Source organism: Coriobacteriaceae bacterium (genome assembly GCA_025992705.1).
In the GTDB taxonomy this organism is placed as follows: Bacteria; Actinomycetota; Coriobacteriia; order Coriobacteriales; family QAMH01; genus QAMH01.
The window spans coordinates 1,115,548-1,134,923 of record DAJPGJ010000001.1 but is presented as its reverse complement, the minus strand read 5'-3'; the positions used below and the strand labels follow the sequence as shown (position 1 = coordinate 1,134,923).

The window sequence follows — 19,376 nt, the reverse complement described above, 5'->3', positions numbered from 1 at the left end:
TAGCACCCGCATCGAAGTGCGGGTGCATTTGTTCACATACTTGAAACGAAAAGCTAGAAGGTCACGACACCATCTTCCATGCTGGCATAACCATCTACGAAGACGTCCGTTGGACGCCCGGTGAGCTTCCATCCGAGAAACGCCGAGTTCTTGGAGCGCGAGTAGAAGTCATCGGCCTCGACCACCCAATCAAGAGCCGGGTCGATGATGGTGTAGTCAGCCGTGGAACCCTCGATCAGCTCGACTTGCTCCACGCCAATGAGATTGCGCGGAGCGATGGACGTGACCTCGACGAGACGCTGCCAGGACATCTTACCTGGCAGCACGAGCTCGGTAAGCAATAGGCCAAGCGCCGTCTCGAGGCCCGTCGTGCCAAAGGGTGCACGATTGAACTCGAGAGCCTTCTCGTGGGCGGCATGTGGAGCATGGTCGGTGGCAACCATATCTATGCGCCCGTCGATGAGGGCCTCCTGCAAGGCGAGGTTATCCTCCTTGGTGCGCAGCGGCGGATTCATTTTGAGATTTGTGTCGTAATTGTCTGCCTTGATGTCATCTTCGTTGAGGAAGAGGTGGTGGGGCGTGACCTCGCAGGTAACGGGAACACCCTCGGCCTTTGCGCGAGCGACCATGTCGACAGCACGCGCCGTGGTGAGATGTTGGATGTGGACGTGGCAACCCGTGAGGCGCGCAAGCTCGATATCGCGCATGATCTGCGTTTCCTCGCCTGCGGCAGGCCAACCGGCGAGGCCCAGGCGTGTCGAGACGACACCCTCGTTGACCACGCCAGCGCCAACGATATCCTCCATCTGGCAGTGGCTCAGCACCGGTGTGTCGAACATCTTGGCATAATCGAGCACCTGACGCATCATGCCGCCGTCCTGGATACCATGGCCGTCATCGGAAAACGCGACGGCACCGGCGGCAACCATATCGCCCATCTCGGCGAGCTCCTTGCCGGCAAGCCCCTTGGTGCAGGCACCAAGCGGATAGATGCGCGTGCGACCTGGCTCCCAGGCGCCCTTCTCGAGAAGGTACTCGACCATGGCACCCGTGTCGATCACGGGATTGGTGTTGGCCATGGGCACGACACCCGTGAACCCCCCATGGGCGGCGGCGCGCATGCCGGTGATGATGTCTTCCTTGTATTCCTGGCCCGGATCGCGGAAGTGCACGTGCACGTCGACCATGCCGGGGACGAGGTACTTGCCCGCGCAATCCTTCACGAGAAGCTTCTCGGGAAGTTCGATATCCGTGCCGACGGCAACGACGAGGCCGTCGCGCACGAGGACGTTCGTTACCTCGTCAATTCCGTTTTGCGGATCGATCACATGGGCATCTTTAAGCAGCAGCGCCATTGTCTTCGCCTCCAAGCAGTAGGTACATGACGGCCATGCGCACGGCAACTCCCGAATTGACCTGGTCGAGAATCACGGCACGGTCGGAATCGGCGGCATCTTGCGAAAGCTCGACACCGCGGTTGATGGGACCCGGATGCATGATGATCGCATCGTCTTTCATCGCGTCCATGCGTGCGAGATTGATGCCGTAGAGCATCGCGTACTCCCGTAGCGATGGTAACGCGGCGGATTCGAGGCGCTCTTGCTGGATGCGCAGCATGTAGACGACGTCGAGCTCCGGCAAAACGTCATCGAGCGTATAGGAGCAACGCGCTCCCAGGACATCGGGACGTGCCGGCATGAGCGTAGGCGGACCGATTACGATGGGCTCGGCCCCCATAATCTTGAGCAGCGGCACGAGGGAGCCGACGACACGGGAATGCGCGATGTCACCCACGATGCCGACCTTGAGGCCGTCGATGTGGCCGAGCGTCTCGCGAATCGTGAAGGCGTCGAGCAGCGCCTGGGTGGGATGCTGATGCTTGCCATCGCCACCGTTGACCACATGGGCGCCCATGTGCTGGGTCAGGATGCGCGGAGCCCCCTCCTGCTTGCTGCGCACGACGATAAGATCGCAGTTCATGGCGTCGAGCGTCTCGGCCGTGTCGGCCAGGGTCTCGCCCTTGGTGGTCGAGGAGCTCGATGCCGAGAAGTTGATGACATCACCCGAAAGGCGCTTGCCGGCGATCTCGAAGCTCGTGCGCGTGCGCGTCGAGGGTTCGAGGAAGAGGTTGATGATGGTTCGACCGCGCAGCGTGGGGAGCTTCTTGATTGTGCGGTCGTTGACCTCCTTGAAGCTCTTTGCCGTGTCGAGAATCTCGATTATCTCATCTGCAGAGTATTCGTCGATGTCGATGAGGTGCTTGTGCTGCAACATCAGCGTTCACCTCCGAGGACCTTGTTGAAGGCTTGCGAAAGCTCGCCCGTGCTCTGAACGGGCGCCGATCCGATGTGACCCTGCGCCTGAAGTATCTCGACGCTCGTGCGACCGTCGATAACGTCGGCGAAAAAGCGAACCGACTCATCCTTGCTACTCGGAACGTTCTTGCCGACGAAGTCCGCACGAATGGGAAGCTCGCGATGGCCACGATCGACCAACACCGCAAGCTGGATGCGATCGGGACGACCGTAATCCATGAGGGCGTCCATGGCCGCGCGAATGGTGCGTCCGGTATAGAGCACGTCATCGACGAGCACGACCGTCTTGCCCTCGAGTGTAAAGGGGATTTCGGTTGTATGCACGACCGGCGCGAGGAAGTTCTCGACATCGTCGCGGTAGAAGCTGATGTCGAGCCTGCCAACGGGTACCTTCACCCCCTCGATTTGCTCGATGCGCTTGGCAAGACTCGCGGCGAGAAGGTCACCGCGGGTCACGATGCCGACGAGCGCGATGCTCTGGGCACCATCATTGGATTCGAGGATTTCGTGCGCGATGCGCGTGAGCGAGCGGTCGATGGCAGCCGCGTCCATGACGACCGTCTTCGTCAGATCTGACATAATCACCTACTCCCTTGTCGGCCTCTCGGGACCGCCATTTAAAGGTTTGGAACTGTCCAGGTCATACTAGCACGGACGCATTGTCATTTCGAGCGAGGATACAGCGACCTACCCCCCCTGTCATTTCGAGCGGAGCGAACGAAGTGAGCGAAGTCGAGAAATCTCGTTTTTTACCTCCATCTCAAGCCCGGGCGGGCAGGCGCTACGCTACGCTCCGACGGTCGCTCCCCGACAGCCCGCTTCGCGGTCTTTACGGCTCGCTCCCTTGGACCTCCGCTACGCGTAGCACCTGCCCGCTCTCTTCACGTTCTCTATGGCTCGCTTCCTTGGACCTCCGCTTCATGGAGCGCCTGCCCGCCGTGACAATGAATCAAAAAGGGCTACCATGGGTCCATGTGCAAGGAATGCGACATACTTACCTATGACGAGGTGCTCAAGCTCATAGAGGAAATCACTGCCCGGAAGCCTCTGTGCGTTGAACCCCGCCAACTTGAGCTGCCCATTAAGGTGTACCCTCAGTCAAACGCCCCGCTCATCGTGGCTAACTTCGATACCGCGCTCGGCTCCAGGAGCGTTCCCAACAGTGCGCTACTCGCTCGCGAGCTATCCTGGGGCTTCGGTCAATCGTGGAAGCCCGGTGTCATCTTCAACACACGCATCGAAAGCGCCGCAAAGCCCCTGTGGCACGACTCGATAACGCATCGTCGCTGCATACTTCCCGTACGCTCGTTCTTCGAGACGCACGAGTCAGAGACCGTCTCCTCACCCAAGACGGGACGGCCCATCAAACGTCCCTACGAATTCGTGTCCTCCGCCAGCGATGTCATGCTCGTCGGCTGCATCTGGAAGGATGATTGCTTCTCGATGATGACGACGCAGGCAAACGCAAGCATGATGCCGGTGCATCACCGCATGCCACTCATCGTGCGTCAAGAAGAACTGCCAATCTGGTTCAGCGGCGACTACGCAAGCCTCGCGAACCGCGATGCCATCACGCTCGAATGTGCGCCGGCGATATAGAAACGTCTGGATGCTAATGGACAAAGGCGCAGACGAATTACACTGCGCTATCCCCTCACCGCATCGCGAAAGAAAGCGATCTCCTTTGCATAGCCATCAAGCTCATTGGGGGTCTCGAGGATGCACGGGAGACCCTGCAGCGCGGGATGTTTGACCACGCGGACGAGGGCATCTGCCCCTATCTCGCCCTCGCCGATTCGTGCATGGCGATCCTTATGAGCCCCGCACACGTTGAGCGAATCATTGACATGTAGCGCCTTGAGATGGTCGATACCGATGAGCTTGTCAAACTCGTCAAGTACGCCGTCGAGATCATCCTTGATGTCGTAGCCCGCATCCCAGACATGACAGGTATCGAGGCATACGCCGACCTTCTCGGGATGGTCCATGCGCTCGCGAATCGCGGCAAGTTCCTTGAAGGTCGAGCCGACTTCCGACCCCTTTCCCGCCATCGTCTCGAGCAACAGCGTCGTCGTCTGGTCGGCCGTGATGACTTGGTTCAGAGTCTCGGCAATCTGCTCGATACCCACCTCGACGCCTTGACCCGTATGAGAGCCCGGATGCATGTTGAAGTACTGTCCAGGCGTGTACTCCATGCGTGCCAAATCATCATCGAGCGCCACACATGCAAACTCACGTACTGACTCCTTGGCAGAGCAAGGATTAATCGTATAGGAACCATGCGCGACGATCGTTCCCATGCCGATCTCCTCGCAAGCACTCTCGAAGCGCTTGATGTCCTCGGGGTCGATGGCCTTGGTGGCACCACCGCGAGGATTGCGCGTGAAGAAGGCAAACGTATTGGCTCCGATGTCCTGCGCCGTGCGGGCCATCGCCTCATAACCCTTACTCGACGAGAGATGACAGCCTATGACGAGTTCTTGTTGCATTGTTTGCCCCCGATCACGCTCGTCTACGGACGATTGAGCAACCGGTCGAAGAGCGTGCGGGCGATAAGGCGCTTGGGGAGCACGGGAAGCTCGTCTGTACCATCGGCACTCACGAACCAAACGCGGTTGTCGGCAGAGCCCATGCCGAGCTCGCCAGAGACGTCATTGGCGACGACGAGGTCGGCGTTCTTCGCGGCAAGCTTCCTCTTGGCGTTCTCGAGCACGTCACACGTCTCTGCTGCGTAGGTCACGACCTTGGTAGCGCCCTTGTCTGCCGCAAGCGTCGCCGCGATATCGGGGTTGGGAACGAACCTGACCAGCAGGTCCTCCCCATCGTGCTTGATTTTCTGCTCCCGAACCGCCTCTGGTTTCCAATCCGAGACGGCCGCGACGAAGACGGCGATATCGGCATGGGCGAAAGGACTCCAGCACGCATCAAGCATCTCGTCAGCCGTGCGCACGGGGATGACTTCGACGCCCTCGGGAGCGGTAAGCGCGACAGGGCCAGAAACGAGCGTGACCTGCGCTCCCCGGTCTCGTGCCTCCGCCGCGATGGCATAACCGGATTTGCCGCTGCTTCCGTTGCTGATATAGCGTACGGGATCGAGCGGTTCTTGGGTGGGGCCTGCCGTTACGAGAACGTGCATGCCCTCCATGTCACGCGAGCGCGCAAGCACGTCGAGCGTTGCCTGCACGATGGCTTCCGGCTCGGCCAGACGTCCCGCTCCGACATCTCCGCAGGCAAGGTAGCCGCTATCGGGATACACGATGGTGCAACCGCGTGCCTCGAGCGTGGCAATGTTTTCCTGCGTGGCAGCATCGCGCCACATCTCGACATTCATGGCAGGCGCTATGACAAGTGGCGCCTTCGTGGCAAGTGCCGTCGTGGTAAGCAGTTCATCGGCAACTCCTCGCGCAATCTTCGCAATGACGTTCGCCGTGGCAGGCGCGACAAGAAATACGTCAGGCTCCTTGGCAAGGGAGACGTGATGGATGGGATCACCCGGCTCGTCGAAGAGCCCGACGGCAACCTCATGGCCCGAGAGCGCCCGAAAGGTGGTAGGGCCCACGAACTCGGTGGCATGCTCGGTCATGACGACCTTGGCATCTTGACCGGCCTTTTGAAGCAGCCTCAATATCTCGCACGACTTGTAGGCCGCGATGCAGCCCGTGACGCCCAGCAAAATCACGAGGCATCCCCCTCCCCTTGCGAGACGACCATCATGCGATGGCAATTGGGACATTCGGCGATCTCGTCGCCCTTGCGCAACTTGGCGAGCATACCATCGAGGATGGTCGATCGACATGCCGTGCAATGGTCGTCTTCGAGACGGGAGACGGCGACGCCGTTCTTCTCGGCACGCAATGCCTCATAGCGTTGCGCCATGGCCGGGTCGAGCTGGGCGATGAGCTCAGCGCGTTTGGTCTCGAGCTCGCCGATACGCGCCTTGATCGCGCCACCCTTCTGCTTGAAGCTCTCGGTATGATGCGCCTCGGCGTGATCGGTCTTGGCAAGGGCCTGAGCCACCTGCTCGGCAAGGTTATCGACCTTTATCTGGCGCTCGAGCAACTCGTCTTGTTCGATGACGATGTTCTTCTGACGCTTGACCTGGCCCTCCATATCGCGTGTGATGGATGCGGTGGCACGGTAATCTGCGTTCGTGTCGAGCTTTTCCTGCAGGGCCTTGATCTTGGCGATGACGCGTTCCTCCTCGGCCTGGAGTTTGGCAAGCTTGCCCTCGACCTCGTCGAGAAGTTCCACGACCTGGTCTTGCTTGCCCTTGATTTCCTTGCGCTTTGCGCGGCAATCCATGATCGCCTTGAGCTCGGGTAGCTCGTCCAGCTCTCGCTTGGAACGCATGATCTGCGTATCGCAGTCCTGCAAATCGAGAAGCACCTTGCTATCGGACATGGGTCAATCTCCTTCTCACGCCGTCCACCAATTACGGTGAGACCCTCGCAGATCAACGATATCGTCTCGGACTATGCCACATGCAAGCAAAGCGTCGATGAGCACATCAACAATGGGAAGCTCCGAGCAATCGTGGCCAAGTTCGACAACCGAGAGATAGGGTTGCGCGTCAACGCACAGATGATAACGCGTCTCTCCGACAATCATGCAGTCGATACCAGCAGCGATGCATCGTTCGTAGAGCTCGGAATCACTCCAGGAGCCATTCAAGAAGGCAATGCGATTGATTTGGCGCTCCGGGTCACCCCAGACGCGCGGATGGCAATCGAAGTTGCGCGCCGCAAGCTCGGCGATAACGCCAAGCGTCGGATTCGTGTCCCAATCCGGAACGAGGAGGGCGCCAAAGCCCTTGTCCTGCGCGCACAAGCGCGGATCAAGGACCGTTTCGCAGTTACCCAGACACGAGCAGCCCATAATGGCCGCGAAGCGCTCGCGCGTCGCTATCGCGCGATCGGCGTTGGTGTGCATGGCAATCGTCGCCACGCCCCGCTCGATCGCCTCGTAGACCATGCGCCCGGGACCAGGCGCGCTCGGCTGTGACTCGGGGCCGAACTCGGCGGGTCCTTCCTTGATGAAGGCGGGATGATGCGTCACGAGGACGTCGCACCCAGCGTCGGATGCCGCGATGACGTTCGCGTCGCTCATGTCGAGCGCGACGGCAATCTTGCCTACGGCACGTTCGCGGTTGCCCACGGCCAGGCCCGGCTGGTCCCAGCATTCCGCATCCTCGCGCGGAAAGGCCGCGAAGAGCCCGTTCTCGAGTTCGCCTATCGTCTTCGGAGCCGTCATAGCCTCTCCCCGTCCTAGTCTTCGATCACGATATGACGCCGATCGCCATCGGGCGTCGGCACGGTGAGTTTCCCATACCCTGCCTGGCGCATGAGTCCGACGGCATCGTCGAAGTTCGCCGCGACGTCCTTAGGCGCATGGGCGTCGCTGCCGATCGTGCACTCGACGCCCGCATCGTGAAAGGAGCGGAGCATTTCGAGCGCGGGATACATCTCGTGCGCGTCCTTGCGCAGACCGGCGGTGTTCACCTCGACCATGCGGCCCGAACGCGCTGCCGCCTGTGCCATCTCGTAATTGTACTCCCTCGCGTCGAAACCCGGATGCCAGCCGTACTTCTTCGGCAGGTCGGGATGCGCAAAGCACATGATGGGGCCGGGGTGTGCCGCCATGTCGAGCCAGGACTCGAAATAGGCCCGCCAAAGGCCATCGACGCCATAATCGTCCCATACGCTCAGGTCGCGCGAGTCATCGATGGGACGCATGTCTATGAAGTGCACCGAGCCGAGCACGTATTCGAATGGCTTGCAGAGCTCGACGAGTTCATCGGTGCGTCCGGGTAGCCAATCTGCCTCGATGCCGATCACGAGCTCGAGGGCACTCCCCTTCTCGCGCAACCGTTCACGCTGCTCGTGCAGTTCGGCAAGATAGCGCTCCATCGTCTGCGGCGACATGGAGGTCTCGAAATCCGGGTCCATGCCTTCGGGAAGGACGAGGTGCTCGGTCTGCGCGAAGGTCGAGAGCCCGAGCTCTTCGGCACGAAGAACCATGTCGGCAACTGAGCCCGAGCCATGGCCGGAGTAAGCCGAATGCGAGTGGCAGTCTATGCGTTCGTTCATCGCAGCACCTCCGGAAGGATCTCGATAAAGCGATCGATGTCCTCGACGCTCGTGTTCCTGCCGAAGGACAGGCGAATGCCACCGAGGGCGTCATCGCGGGAAAGCCCGATGGCCGCGAGCACATGACTCGGATCAAGTGAGGACGTTGAGCATGCCGATCCGGACGAGATCGCGAAACCAGCATTGTCGCAGCGCAGCACGGCCGTCTCGCCTTCGAGGCCCTTCACGTACAGGGAGAGGATGTGCGGAACGACATCCGCATCGTCCTTGAGCGTGACGCGCAAATCGTGCGCATAACCCGCGCGGGATATGGCATCGAGCAGGCGCGTGCGTAGCGCTAATACATGGCTCCAGGTCTGCTCGCGCTCGGCGATGGCGTATTCGACTGCCTGGGCGAAGGCACGGGCACCGGGCACGTTGGAGGTGCCGCTGCGCAGGCCGGCCTCCTGACCGCCCCCGTGAATGAGCGCCGCGATACGCGTGCCGCGTCGCAGGTAGAGCGCCCCGACGCCCTTGGGCGCGCCAATCTTGTGAGCGGAAAACGCGCAGGCATCAACGCCGCTTGCCTCGAGATCGAGGGCGATCTTGCCAAGTGCCTGCACGGCATCGCATGCGAATAGGGCGCCATGCTCGTGTGTGATGAGCGCGAGCTCTTCGATGGGCTGAATCGTGCCAAGCTCGTTATTGACCGCCTGCACGCAGACGAGGCAGCAGGCATCCCCTGCATCTTCGATTGCGGCAAGCTGGCGCTCGAGTGCTTCGGGGACGATGATGCCATCAGAACCCGGCATGAGCCTATCGACCTTGTAGCCAGCGGATTTGAGCGCATCGGCAGCATGCAGAACCGCATGATGCTCGATTGCCGAGACGATGACATGCGTATGTGCAGCTCCTGCAACGGGTTTTGCAAGCCCCTTGATGGCCATGTTGTCAGCTTCGGAGCCACCCGAAGTGAAGATGACCTCGGAGGGTGCATGCGCTCCAAGCGCACGGGCTATGCGGGCGCGCGCATCACGCAGCTGCGTAGCCGCTTCGCGACCCTCGGTATAGAGTGCGTTGGCGTTTGCCCAGCTAGCATCATGCAGCACGGGATACAGGCGCTCGTCGAAGGGAGCGGTCGCGGCGTAGTCAAGATAGACGCGATGGGCGCTAGCGGCAGGCATCGCGGACGCCTCTCAATGCCGCTGCCGGGTCATCCGCACAGAAGATGGCGCTTCCCGCCACGAGCACGTCAGCGCCGGCGGCACGTACGAGCGGCGCCGTCGCCACGCCGATGCCTCCATCGACCTCAATGAGCGGCGCTGCGCCTTCAGCCTTGCACATCTCGACAATTGCCGCGATCTTGGCAGGCGAGCTCTCGATGAAGGACTGGCCACCAAAACCGGGATGCACGCTCATCACGAGCACCAGGTCAACGAGCCCGAGCAGGCCCTCGAGCGCAGATACATCCGTCTCGGGGTTGAGCGAGATGCCCACCTTCACGCCGGCATCCCTAATGGTGCGAAGCATGGATGCGGCATCGTCGCAAACCTCGACATGAACGGTTACGGAATCGGCACCCGCCTCGATGTACCAGGGCACCTGTACCTCGGGGTTGTCGATCATCAGATGCACGTCAAGCGGCACGTCAGTCACGCGCTTGAGCATCTTGACATGTGCGGGGCCAATGGTGAGATTGGGAACGAAGTGGCCATCCATCACGTCGACGTGTATCCAGTCGGCTCCTGCCGCAGAAATCATGCGCACGTCGCGTTCGAGATTAGCGAAATCGGCGCTCAGTATGGACGGGGCAATTTGGATGTCCGTGAACATGGGTGCCTATCCCTTCATTCCTGTTCGGCCTTCACGGGGCGCTCGAAGAGCGTCTCGATTATCTCATGCGGGTCGCGTCCTTCCCAAAGCACTTGTCGCACGGCCTCGGCAATGGGCATCTCGACATCATGCTGGCGCGCGAGCTCGGTCACGGTTTTGCAGGCGACGGCACCCTCGGCCACCATCTGCATCTTCTCCTCGAAAGCCGCAAGCGTGCCTCCCCCAACGAGGAAGGCGCCGAGCGCACGATTGCGGGAATGCTCCGAAGAGCAGGTCGCGATAAGGTCGCCCACGCCGGCAAGGCCCAAACAGGTACGCGCATCGCCACCAAGCGCGACGACAAGACGCGTTACCTCGGCAAGGCCACGCGTCATGAGAGATGCCGACGCGTTATCGCCCAGTTGCATGGCCACGCTCATGCCGTTGGCGATGGCGATGACGTTCTTCGAGGCGGCGCAGAGCTCCACACCCGTCACATCGGAGGTGGTGTACACGCGAAACGTCGAGGTATTGAAGAGGTTCTGAAAGTAGAGGGAACATGCCTTGTCAGATGAGGCGACTACCGTGGCAGCCGGCAGGCCGCGCGAGACTTCCTCTGCATGGTTGGGGCCGGAGAGGCAGGCGATGCGCGACGGATTGCCGAGCACGTCTTCGAGAAGCTCGACCATCGTGAAGCCAGTCTGCGCCTCGATGCCCTTCGTCAAGACGATGACGGGCAGATCGGAGGCGATAAAGGGCGCGCATGACGAGGCGATGGAGCGCAGGTACGACGAGGGACAGACGAAGATGGCGGCATCGACGCCGCGAAGCGACTCCTCGAACGAAGCGCTCGCTGTCACGCCAGTAAGCTCGACGTCAGGCAGATGACGCGGATTGCGATGGGTCGCATTGATGGCATCGGCCACATCGGCGCAACGCGTCCACATCCTCACCGCGACGTTCTTGCCAGCAATGAGGTGAGCGATGGCCGTTCCCCACGTGCCCGAGCCGATAACTGCGACGTTGCCCATCACAGCTCTTCCTCGAGTTCTTCTTCCAGCTCTTCTTCGTTCACGGCGGTCTTCTCGCCGGTGGGCTTGAAGGAGAACTTGGGCTCCTCGCCGTTTATCATGCGCTGGATATTGCTGCGGTGCGCGAAGACGACGGCGATGGCAATGATGACGCTGACGACCAGTAACGGGACGTTATTCCCATAGAAAACAAATGACCAAATGGGAAGGCTGATGGCCGCGCAAATGGAACCCGCCGAAATCCGTTTACTGATTCCCGCAATGACGAGGAAAGTGGCGAGCAGGCACAACGCAACGAAGGGGTACGCCACGAGTATCGAGCCAAAACCCGTGGAAATGCCCTTGCCGCCCTTGAAGCCAAGCCACGGACAGAAGACATGGCCGACGATGGAGAAAAGGACGGCGAGCACGATGAGTAGGTCGAACTGCCAGGCCGCATCAAAGGGCATGAAGCCGGTGACAATGCGCGCGAACACGACGGCGAGCGCTCCCTTGCTCGCATCGGCCAAGAAGGTGATGACGAAGGCCTTCCAACCGTAGAGTCGACTCATGTTCGTCGCCCCGATGGACCTCGATCCACCCGAACGCGGGTCGGAATGGTAGAGCGCCTTGCCGATGAGCACGCCAAAGGGAACGCTGCCTATCAGGAAGGAGACGGCGGCAACGAGGACGAAATCGAGCAGGATGACAGGAGACATGGTTAGTTCTTCCTCTTGAACTTGATGCGAATGGGTGTACCGACAAGGTCGAAGTTCTCGCGCAGACGGTTCTCGAGATAGCGACGGTACGTGTCATCGATGATTTCCGGAAAATTCGCGAAAAACGTGAAGACGGGTGGCTGAGTCGCGGCCTGCGTCACGTAATTGAGGCGCAGGCGCTTGCTGCCCTTCACGATGGTATGGCCGAAGTCGCGCAGCTGGGTGAGCAGCGCGTTGAGCTGGTTGGTGGGAATGTGACAGGAGTAATTATCGTAGACGGTGTTGATGGCATCCCAGATGCGGTGCACCGAACGACCCGTCTTGGCCGAGATGGAGATGACGGGAGCATACCCGACGAACTCGAGACGATCGCCCACGAGCTCTCGAATCTCGTCGCGGCGATCGGGGTCCTCGATGAGGTCCCACTTGTTGATGAGCACGACCATGGCGCAACCACGCTCGGCAGCCATGCCCGCGACCTTCTGGTCGGCATCGGTCAGGCCAAGCGTGGCATCGATCATGAGAAGCACGACGTCGGCACGATCGATGGCACGCAGCGATCGTACGTACCCATAGTACTCGACGTCCTCGTCGATTTGGGATTTGCGGCGAATACCCGCCGTATCCACGATGCGATAGCGCACGCCATCATGCTCGACGACGCTATCGATCGCATCGCGTGTCGTGCCAGCGACATCACTCACGATGGAGCGCTCGCCGCCGACGAGGCGATTGGTAAGCGATGACTTGCCCGCATTGGGGCGCCCGATGATCGCGACGCTAATCTCGTCATCCGTCTCGTCATCACCTGCATCCTCGGGAAGCTCGCGTACGACAGCATCAAGCAGATCACCCGTGCCATGGCCATGCGAGGCGGAAATGGGCATGGGATCGCCCAGTCCAAGCGAGTAGAACTCCCAGAGCACTTCGTCCTCGCGATCGGGATTGTCAAGCTTGTTGACGGCAAGCACGACGGGAACTTTGCTCTTGAGCAACACGCGCGCGATATCGGTATCCTCGCTCGTGACGCCCGTTCTACCATCGACGACGAAAATGATGCAATCGGACTCCTCGCAGGCAACGAGCGCCTGGCTCGTGATGGAGCCCTGAAACATATCGGTGTCCCCGAGGGCGATGCCACCGGTGTCGATGATCATGAAGTCGAGGCCATTCCAGTCCGCTCGATGGTACGAACGATCACGCGTTACGCCGCGCATCTCGTGCACGATGGCATCTTCCGTTTGCGTTATACGATTGATGAGCGTGGACTTTCCGACATTCGGACGACCGACCACGGCAACGAGCGGGAGACTCATGAACACCTCTTAACGTAGGATTACGATTCGTATCTTACCGCATCAACGCGTCGATGATATCCACAGGCGTGTAGGTGCACAGACGCACGGTCGCGTCACTTGCCGCTTCGACCTCGGCAAGCGTGACGTCGTCGAGCAAGGTGAAATCCTGGTTGAACATCTCGCGTGCTACGAGGACGATGCCCTCGGGGTGCGCCGCGCGCAACGCCGGGATTAGATCGCTTCCGGTAATGAGGCAGGTCACATCGACGTTTCCGCCAAAGAACTCGTTTTCGACAGGCAGTATCTCGAGCTTGCCGACAAGCGGTGATGCATCGATGAGTCCCTGAAGCACTCGACCAAACGCCGTACCGCAGACGATATATGCAGGACGTGCCTCATCAAGCAACTTTGCGAGCTGCGCAATATGCTCGGCGTTCTCGTCCCACTCGTCGATGAAGGAACGCATCATGCCGATGCCGTCCTGGAACTGAGGGTAGCCCGCATACATGAAGGCAGGCGGAAAATCGTATCCCGCATCGATATAGAACTCGTCTGCGATCTGCAGACGCGGGTTGCGGCGCTCGACGCCGGAATCCTCCTGGAACTCGCGGATGAGCTCGATGACTGCAGCAGCCGCATCGGGATCGTCTGAAAACGACGAGGAGAAGCGGCGCTGGTGCTTCGTGTAGCCAAGAGGGACGAATCCTGCCGAAAGCACGCCAGGATGCCGTTCGATCCACGCAAGCGTCCTCATGAGCTCCGCCCCATCGTTCACGCCGGGAACGACGACGACCTGCACGTGCACCTCGAGACCGGCATCGAGCAAAGCCTCGAGCACTTCCATGCCGCGCGCGGCGTTCTTGCCCATGAGCGTCTCACGCACGTCTGGGCTCACCGCATGCAGTGACACATGCAACGGCGAGAGGTGACACTCGATAATGCGTTCGAGTTCGTCATCATCGATGTTGGTAAGGGTCACGAAGTTTCCCTGCAAAAACGAGAGACGATAATCGTCATCTCGCAGGTACAGCGTCTTGCGCATGCCCTTGGGAAGCATGCCCATGAAGCAGAAACTACAGGCATTGCGGCAGGTCATGACACCATCGAAGATGCAGTCATCGAAGGTGATGCCCCAGTCCTCCCCCAACTCGCGCTCGAGCAGCGCAGTCTGTCCGTCATCAAACGTCACCTCGACATCGAAGCCATCGGCCTGCCAACGCCACTCGATGAGGTCGCGTAGATTGCTCCCCTCGACCTCCGTGATGACCATGCCCGCCTCAACGCCAACGCGATCGGCCGGCGACCCCTCCTCGACATACGCGACACGGGCACGACAGGGCTGAGGTTGTGCCGGCGTCCGGGAGGAGCCGTAAGGGCATGTCATGCGAGAGGCGTCAGACATTATCCGTCGCCTTGTCGGTGAGCTCGCGTATGTACGCGCACACGGCATCGATATGTTCCTGCGGCGTGCTCGCACCCGCCGTGATGCCGATGCGTTCGACGCCGTCAAGCCAGGAAGCCTCGATTTCGACGCTATCCTCGATATGATGCGTCGCTGCGCAACGTGCCTTGCATATCTCGTAGAGGCGGCGCGTGTTTCCCGAGTTCCTGCCACCAATGACGATCATGAGCTCGGCCTGCGAGGCAATCTGGGCAGCGCTGTCCTGGCGCTCCTGCGTTGCGAAGCAGATGGTCTTCTCGACACGAAGCTCCTCGACACGCCCTTCGAGCGCGCCGAGCACGGCGGCAACGCGATCGGCGCTTTGCGTCGTCTGGATAACGACACCGACCCTTGCAGGCAGCTCATCTGGGAGCTTCTCGGGGACGTCGGCAACGGCGATGACCGCCTCTCCGCCCCAAGCGCGTATGCCCTCGACCTCGGCGTGACCAGGTTCGCCGATGATGACGACGGCGTAGCCCTCTTCGGCAAGCTGCCGCGCCTTGCGTTGGACCTTCGAGACATAGGGACAGGTCGCATCTACGACGGCAAGCCCGCGATCGAGCGCGGCATCGACAATCTGCGGAGCGGTACCGTGACTCCTGAGGACGAGTGTCCCCTCCGCCACCTCATCGAGCGTGTCGGCGACGAGCACGCCCTGGGCGGCAAGATCATCGACGACGCGTGGGTTATGGATGAGAGGACCAAGCGTATGCACGGGACCGGCGCTTTCGGCAGCCCCATGCGCCATCTCGAGCGCACGCTTCACGCCATAGCATGCGCCGGCATTTTGGGCGATTTCGATAATGATGGACACGAAAGCTTCCTAGCCGCGTGCCGTATCGCGCAGACGAAAGACCTCGTCCATGATCGAGGCGATGATCGCATCCGCCCTCCCCTTCTTGGGAAGGTTCTCGAATTGATCGCCTCGTGGGTCGATGGGTTTGCCCACGTTGAGGTAGACACGCGGGAAGCGGATGAACTTAGGTTTGCCGTAGGGCATGATCTTCTCCGTGCCCTCGATGCCAATCGGCACGATGCGCGCATGGCCCATATTAGCAATAAGAACGGCGCCGGCATGGGGATGGTACACCTTGTTCGGCTTGTTCATCCTCGTGCCCTCAGGATAGATGAGCACGCTCTCGCCACGCTTGAGACAGGCAGCGGCGCGCTTGACCGCCGTGCGGTCAGCAGAGTCGGGATTGACGGGAATCGCCCCCACGCGGGCAATGAGCTGCGCGAGCACAGGCTTGAACAGCGTATGCCGTGCAAGGATGCGGCTGAAGCGCCTTTGCCCGTAAAACGCGCACCAGTGCACACATGGGTCGGCGTACGAGACGTGATTGCAGACGTAGACGACGGGTTCGTCGCCAATGGCCTCGAGGTTCTCGATGCCACGTATCTTCCAACGAAAGCACACCTTGAGGATGGGGCGCACGAAGTATGCCGCCACATAGATGAACCAGTTGTGCGGTTTGCCTTTGGGAACCCAGACACCCGAGTCGAATATCTCTTCGAGAGACTTCATGCCCTATTGTTCCCCTTCGTGTACCGCACGAGCCATTTTCACGATCGCATCGCACGCCTCGTCGATGCTCATGTCCGTCGTATCGAGTTCGCTGGCATCGTCTGCCGGTTTGAGCGGCGAAGTGGCGCGCGTGCTATCGGCCTTGTCACGAGCAATGAGGTCGGCGAGTATGACCGACGGATCCGTGTCGCCGAAGCCGCGCTCGGCATTCTGCAACGCACGGCGACGTGCGCGTTCCTCGGGGCTTGCCGTCAGGAAAATCTTGAGATCCGCGTTGGGAAAGACAACCGTCCCGATATCGCGGCCCTCCATCACGATGTCATCATGCGCGGCGATACGACGCTGTTGCTCCACGAGGGCCGTGCGCACCTCGGGGATGGCCGACACCGGGCTGACGGCCTTGTCGACCTCTGGCGTGCGAATCGCAGCCGTCACGTCGACGCCATCGAAGGAGACGGCGCTGGCAACGGGATTGCCCGGCTCGTGCGAGAAGACGATGGGAACCTCGCGCGCGACGGGCTCAAGTGCAGCGGCATCGTCAAAACCGATGCCGTGCTCGATGGCATAGAGGGCGATGCACCGGTACATGGCACCCGTGTCAAGGTAATGAAAACCGAGCATGCGTGCGACGCGCTTGGCAATGGTGGATTTGCCGGAACCCGCAGGCCCGTCGATAGCAATTATCACAAACTGCTCCTTAGCTCATCTGACGTGAGGTCAGTGTACCATCTCAGCGTTTCAGACTCTCCATGTCGGCGAAGAAATCAGGCCACGAGACGCAAACGCATTCGACGTCATCCAGCTTGACATCGACGCCGAAGAGCTCGCCTGCAAGGTACCAGGTCATCGCAAGGCGATGGTCGCCATACGTCGGAAGCGAGACATGGGGAGGCATGTCGCCTAGGTCACCGGCCAAGCCCATGATGTGCAGGTCGTCACCATCGGCATAAGCCGTAACGCCGAAGGCCGCAAGCCCCTCGATGATGGCGGTCATGCGGTCACATTCCTTCACGCGCAGCTCGCCACATGACTCGAAGACACTCTCGCCACATGCCAGTGCCGCGGCAATGGCGAGGATGGGTATCTCGTCGATGAGCGTGGGAATCTCGTCCGGCAGGACACGAGTCGCAGTAAGCTGCGGCGTATAGGCAACGTGTACGTCACCCACGCGTTCGCGCCCTTCCGTACGCTCGTCTCGATACGCGAGCGCAGCTCCCATGCGACGCAGCACCTCGAATGCGCCCGTGCGCGTCGGATTAAGCGCGACCTGCTCGAGTGTGACATCGGAGCCAGGGGAAAGCACGGCGGCAACGGCGACGAAGGCCGCCGAGGAGGGATCACCGGGAACGGACATGTCATGCGCGTGCATGCGCGCGGGGCCTTCGACAGATGCCATGAGGCCGTTCACCTCGACATCGACGCCAAAGGCAGGCAAGAGTAGCTCCGTATGATCACGACTTTTCGAGGGCTCCGTAACGGAGGTCGTTCCCTGCGCCTGCATGCCGGCAAGCAAGATGGCTGACTTCACCTGGGCCGAAGCTTGCTCGGTCATGAGCTGTGCGGCATGCAGGCCCTGGTTTGGAAGAACACGGACGGGCAGATGGCCTTCGTCGCTCTCGAACGCCGCGCCAAGACGGCGCAACGGCCCCATGACGCGTTCCATGGGACGTCGGGAGAGCGAAGCGTCGCCGACAAGCGTCGCGTCCATGCCGAGGCCCGCGAGAACGCCCATGAGCAGACGCGCCGTCGTGCCGGAATTGCCGCAATCTATGACGAGTCCCGCCGCAGAAGACGAACTGGGACAAATGTCCTGTCCATTTGTCCCAGTTTTTCCAATGCCCTCGACTTCCCCTTCGAGACCACGGGATCCCGGTGCCAGCTTGACATGGGCGCCGAGCGCCCTGATCGCCTCGATGGTCGCATGCACGTCATCGCTTGGCAGCACGGCCTCGAGCCTCGAGACGCCCTGCGCCAGACCGGCGAAAAGCACGGCGCGATGCGAAATGGACTTGTCGGAAGGGACGCGAATCGTGCCAACGAAGGGCATGTCTAGAGCTCCTCTTCGAGACTTCTTATCGAGAAGTCGTAACCCTTGGTGATGAGCTCGCCACCAAAGCGGCCCATATCGCCCTCGTCGGTCAGGATAAGTTCGAGCACGGCGGTGTCCTCGTTGATGTGGTCGATCTCGATAGATTGGATGTTGCAGGCGGCATGTCCTGCCATACCCGTCACCTCGGCGATGATGCCCGGATGGTCGGTCATGGGGATGCGCACCTGCGTGAGTTTGGCCGAATCGGGAATCCACTTGGCAGGCAGGCTGCGACGCAGACGCGCGCTCTCCTCGAGCATGGTCGTGAGCGTTTCGGCATCACCTTCGCGAATGGCCGTCTCGAAGCGCGCGATGATCTCGCCGACCTCATGCAGGCCCTGTGAGAGTGCCTCGCTGTTGTCGAGCGCGATGCCGCACCACAGCTCGGGGGAACCGGCTGCGATACGCGTGGAGTCCTTGAAACCGCCGGCGGCCAAGCGCAGGAGCTCCTTGCGCTCGTCAACGTGATTACCCGCAAGCTCGACGAGCGAGGAGGCAACCATGTGCGGCACGTGGCTCACGATGGCAATGGCGCTGTCATGTTGCTCGCGACTAATGGAGATGATGCGTGCACCGAGCGCGCTGAAGGTCTCGTAGAGCTTGAGGAAGACCTCGTCTTGCTTGTCGCCCTCAGGGCAGAGAATCCAGTAGGCACCTTGGAAGAGGTCAGCGCGCGCGGCACCGAAACCATTGGCCTCGGATCCCGCCATGGGATGTCCGGGGAGGTAAAGATCGGGGCGCGAGAGGACTTCATCGGAATAGCCGGTGATGACCGCCTTGGTCGAAGCGACATCGGTGATGACGCCATCGTAGCCATCGGCTTCGAGGCGCTCGAACCACTCGCGCGCCGCGTGCACGGGTGTGGCGATGATGACGAGATCGCATTCGCCGCTCGAAAGCCACTCGTCGACACGTGGGTCATCGACGAGCGCGTACTCGTCGAGCGCGCCTTGCTGTCGGGCTTTCTCGAGCGGCTCGGCATGGCGACCGATGCCGATGATGGTGGGCGGGTCGTCAAGTTCCTTCATTGCCGCGGCAATCGAGCCTCCGATGAGGCCAACGCCAATGATGACGACCTTCTTGAATGGTATTGACATGAGTT

General features: G+C 60.7%; 20 protein-coding genes. 1 reads left to right on the top strand and 19 read right to left on the bottom strand.

What is annotated here, in order from left to right; translation table 11 throughout:
* Window positions 1–53: 53 nt before the first annotated feature.
* The 3 genes from OIM11_05135 to pyrR are packed head-to-tail and all read right to left on the bottom strand — an operon-like array spanning window position 54 to window position 2,894.
* Window positions 54–1,355 (bottom strand): dihydroorotase, encoded by a 1,302-nt coding sequence (locus OIM11_05135; GenBank protein ID HJJ00513.1) that lies wholly within the window; start codon window positions 1,353–1,355, stop codon window positions 54–56.
* A complete protein-coding gene (locus tag OIM11_05130; protein HJJ00512.1) occupies window positions 1,339–2,274 on the bottom strand; it encodes an aspartate carbamoyltransferase catalytic subunit in 936 nt (311 codons plus the stop codon). The genes OIM11_05135 and OIM11_05130 overlap by 17 nt, the downstream gene beginning before the upstream one ends.
* Window positions 2,274–2,894 (bottom strand): bifunctional pyr operon transcriptional regulator/uracil phosphoribosyltransferase PyrR, encoded by a 621-nt coding sequence (gene pyrR / locus OIM11_05125; protein ID HJJ00511.1) that lies wholly within the window; start codon window positions 2,892–2,894, stop codon window positions 2,274–2,276. Before pyrR ends, OIM11_05130 begins: the two co-directional genes overlap by 1 nt.
* A 393-nt stretch (window positions 2,895–3,287) precedes the next feature.
* Between pyrR and OIM11_05120 the strand changes: the two genes are divergently transcribed.
* The gene (locus tag OIM11_05120) at window positions 3,288–3,914 is read left to right on the top strand and encodes an SOS response-associated peptidase (protein ID HJJ00510.1); all 627 of its coding nucleotides are present in this window, start codon (window positions 3,288–3,290) and stop codon (window positions 3,912–3,914) included.
* A gap of 47 nt (window positions 3,915–3,961) precedes the next feature.
* Here the strand turns inward: OIM11_05120 and OIM11_05115 are convergent, their stop codons facing one another.
* The 16 genes from OIM11_05115 to OIM11_05040 are packed head-to-tail and all read right to left on the bottom strand — an operon-like array spanning window position 3,962 to window position 19,371.
* Window positions 3,962–4,804 carry a deoxyribonuclease IV gene (locus OIM11_05115; protein HJJ00509.1) on the bottom strand — a complete coding sequence of 281 codons (843 nt, stop codon included), beginning with the start codon at window positions 4,802–4,804 and terminating at the stop codon, window positions 3,962–3,964.
* Between the two features lie 23 nt (window positions 4,805–4,827).
* Window positions 4,828–5,994 carry a bifunctional phosphopantothenoylcysteine decarboxylase/phosphopantothenate--cysteine ligase CoaBC gene (coaBC, locus tag OIM11_05110; protein ID HJJ00508.1) on the bottom strand — a complete coding sequence of 389 codons (1,167 nt, stop codon included), beginning with the start codon at window positions 5,992–5,994 and terminating at the stop codon, window positions 4,828–4,830.
* Window positions 5,991–6,716 carry a C4-type zinc ribbon domain-containing protein gene (locus tag OIM11_05105; protein ID HJJ00507.1) on the bottom strand — a complete coding sequence of 242 codons (726 nt, stop codon included), beginning with the start codon at window positions 6,714–6,716 and terminating at the stop codon, window positions 5,991–5,993. Before OIM11_05105 ends, coaBC begins: the two co-directional genes overlap by 4 nt.
* A gap of 15 nt (window positions 6,717–6,731) precedes the next feature.
* A complete protein-coding gene (locus tag OIM11_05100) occupies window positions 6,732–7,565 on the bottom strand; it encodes a Nif3-like dinuclear metal center hexameric protein (protein ID HJJ00506.1) in 834 nt (277 codons plus the stop codon).
* A 14-nt stretch (window positions 7,566–7,579) separates the two neighbouring features.
* Window positions 7,580–8,401: a histidinol-phosphatase gene (locus OIM11_05095; protein ID HJJ00505.1), complete on the bottom strand. Its 822-nt coding sequence runs from the start codon at window positions 8,399–8,401 to the stop codon at window positions 7,580–7,582.
* Window positions 8,398–9,564 (bottom strand): cysteine desulfurase, encoded by a 1,167-nt coding sequence (locus OIM11_05090; GenBank protein ID HJJ00504.1) that lies wholly within the window; start codon window positions 9,562–9,564, stop codon window positions 8,398–8,400. The genes OIM11_05095 and OIM11_05090 overlap by 4 nt, the downstream gene beginning before the upstream one ends.
* The gene (gene rpe / locus OIM11_05085; GenBank protein ID HJJ00503.1) at window positions 9,551–10,213 is read right to left on the bottom strand and encodes a ribulose-phosphate 3-epimerase; all 663 of its coding nucleotides are present in this window, start codon (window positions 10,211–10,213) and stop codon (window positions 9,551–9,553) included. Before rpe ends, OIM11_05090 begins: the two co-directional genes overlap by 14 nt.
* Before the next feature lie 14 nt (window positions 10,214–10,227).
* A complete protein-coding gene (locus OIM11_05080; protein ID HJJ00502.1) occupies window positions 10,228–11,223 on the bottom strand; it encodes an NAD(P)-dependent glycerol-3-phosphate dehydrogenase in 996 nt (331 codons plus the stop codon).
* Window positions 11,223–11,921, bottom strand: coding sequence for a glycerol-3-phosphate 1-O-acyltransferase PlsY (gene plsY / locus OIM11_05075; GenBank protein ID HJJ00501.1), 699 nt, complete (start codon window positions 11,919–11,921; stop codon window positions 11,223–11,225). The genes OIM11_05080 and plsY overlap by 1 nt, the downstream gene beginning before the upstream one ends.
* A 2-nt stretch (window positions 11,922–11,923) precedes the next feature.
* Window positions 11,924–13,237 carry a ribosome biogenesis GTPase Der gene (gene der, locus OIM11_05070; protein HJJ00500.1) on the bottom strand — a complete coding sequence of 438 codons (1,314 nt, stop codon included), beginning with the start codon at window positions 13,235–13,237 and terminating at the stop codon, window positions 11,924–11,926.
* Between the two features lie 34 nt (window positions 13,238–13,271).
* A complete protein-coding gene (locus OIM11_05065; GenBank protein ID HJJ00499.1) occupies window positions 13,272–14,621 on the bottom strand; it encodes a DUF512 domain-containing protein in 1,350 nt (449 codons plus the stop codon).
* Complete coding sequence (gene ispH / locus OIM11_05060) at window positions 14,614–15,474, bottom strand: 4-hydroxy-3-methylbut-2-enyl diphosphate reductase (protein ID HJJ00498.1); 861 nt, start codon at window positions 15,472–15,474, stop codon at window positions 14,614–14,616. The genes OIM11_05065 and ispH overlap by 8 nt, the downstream gene beginning before the upstream one ends.
* A 9-nt stretch (window positions 15,475–15,483) precedes the next feature.
* Window positions 15,484–16,185 (bottom strand): 1-acyl-sn-glycerol-3-phosphate acyltransferase, encoded by a 702-nt coding sequence (locus OIM11_05055; protein HJJ00497.1) that lies wholly within the window; start codon window positions 16,183–16,185, stop codon window positions 15,484–15,486.
* A gap of 3 nt (window positions 16,186–16,188) precedes the next feature.
* Window positions 16,189–16,872 (bottom strand): (d)CMP kinase, encoded by a 684-nt coding sequence (cmk, locus tag OIM11_05050; GenBank protein HJJ00496.1) that lies wholly within the window; start codon window positions 16,870–16,872, stop codon window positions 16,189–16,191.
* Between the two features lie 43 nt (window positions 16,873–16,915).
* On the bottom strand, window positions 16,916–18,232 hold the full coding sequence (gene aroA / locus OIM11_05045) for a 3-phosphoshikimate 1-carboxyvinyltransferase (GenBank protein ID HJJ00495.1): 1,317 nt from the start codon (window positions 18,230–18,232) through the stop codon (window positions 16,916–16,918).
* A 2-nt stretch (window positions 18,233–18,234) separates the two neighbouring features.
* Window positions 18,235–19,371, bottom strand: coding sequence for a prephenate dehydrogenase/arogenate dehydrogenase family protein (locus tag OIM11_05040; protein HJJ00494.1), 1,137 nt, complete (start codon window positions 19,369–19,371; stop codon window positions 18,235–18,237).
* Window positions 19,372–19,376: the final 5 nt, after the last annotated feature.

Excerpts from the sequence above, each read along its gene's own strand:
- OIM11_05135 (HJJ00513.1), bottom strand. The coding sequence starts at position 1,355 with ATGGCGCTGCTGCTTAAAGATGCCCATGTGATCGATCCGCAAAACGGA.
- OIM11_05130 (HJJ00512.1), bottom strand. The coding sequence starts at position 2,274 with ATGTTGCAGCACAAGCACCTCATCGACATCGACGAATACTCTGCAGAT.
- pyrR (HJJ00511.1), bottom strand. The coding sequence starts at position 2,894 with ATGTCAGATCTGACGAAGACGGTCGTCATGGACGCGGCTGCCATCGAC.
- OIM11_05120 (HJJ00510.1), top strand. The coding sequence starts at position 3,288 with ATGTGCAAGGAATGCGACATACTTACCTATGACGAGGTGCTCAAGCTC.
- OIM11_05115 (HJJ00509.1), bottom strand. The coding sequence starts at position 4,804 with ATGCAACAAGAACTCGTCATAGGCTGTCATCTCTCGTCGAGTAAGGGT.
- OIM11_05105 (HJJ00507.1), bottom strand. The coding sequence starts at position 6,716 with ATGTCCGATAGCAAGGTGCTTCTCGATTTGCAGGACTGCGATACGCAG.
- OIM11_05100 (HJJ00506.1), bottom strand. The coding sequence starts at position 7,565 with ATGACGGCTCCGAAGACGATAGGCGAACTCGAGAACGGGCTCTTCGCG.
- OIM11_05095 (HJJ00505.1), bottom strand. The coding sequence starts at position 8,401 with ATGAACGAACGCATAGACTGCCACTCGCATTCGGCTTACTCCGGCCAT.
- OIM11_05090 (HJJ00504.1), bottom strand. The coding sequence starts at position 9,564 with ATGCCTGCCGCTAGCGCCCATCGCGTCTATCTTGACTACGCCGCGACC.
- rpe (HJJ00503.1), bottom strand. The coding sequence starts at position 10,213 with ATGTTCACGGACATCCAAATTGCCCCGTCCATACTGAGCGCCGATTTC.
- OIM11_05080 (HJJ00502.1), bottom strand. The coding sequence starts at position 11,223 with ATGGGCAACGTCGCAGTTATCGGCTCGGGCACGTGGGGAACGGCCATC.
- plsY (HJJ00501.1), bottom strand. The coding sequence starts at position 11,921 with ATGTCTCCTGTCATCCTGCTCGATTTCGTCCTCGTTGCCGCCGTCTCC.
- der (HJJ00500.1), bottom strand. The coding sequence starts at position 13,237 with ATGAGTCTCCCGCTCGTTGCCGTGGTCGGTCGTCCGAATGTCGGAAAG.
- OIM11_05065 (HJJ00499.1), bottom strand. The coding sequence starts at position 14,621 with ATGTCTGACGCCTCTCGCATGACATGCCCTTACGGCTCCTCCCGGACG.
- OIM11_05055 (HJJ00497.1), bottom strand. The coding sequence starts at position 16,185 with ATGAAGTCTCTCGAAGAGATATTCGACTCGGGTGTCTGGGTTCCCAAA.
- aroA (HJJ00495.1), bottom strand. The coding sequence starts at position 18,232 with ATGCCCTTCGTTGGCACGATTCGCGTCCCTTCCGACAAGTCCATTTCG.
- OIM11_05040 (HJJ00494.1), bottom strand. The coding sequence starts at position 19,371 with ATGTCAATACCATTCAAGAAGGTCGTCATCATTGGCGTTGGCCTCATC.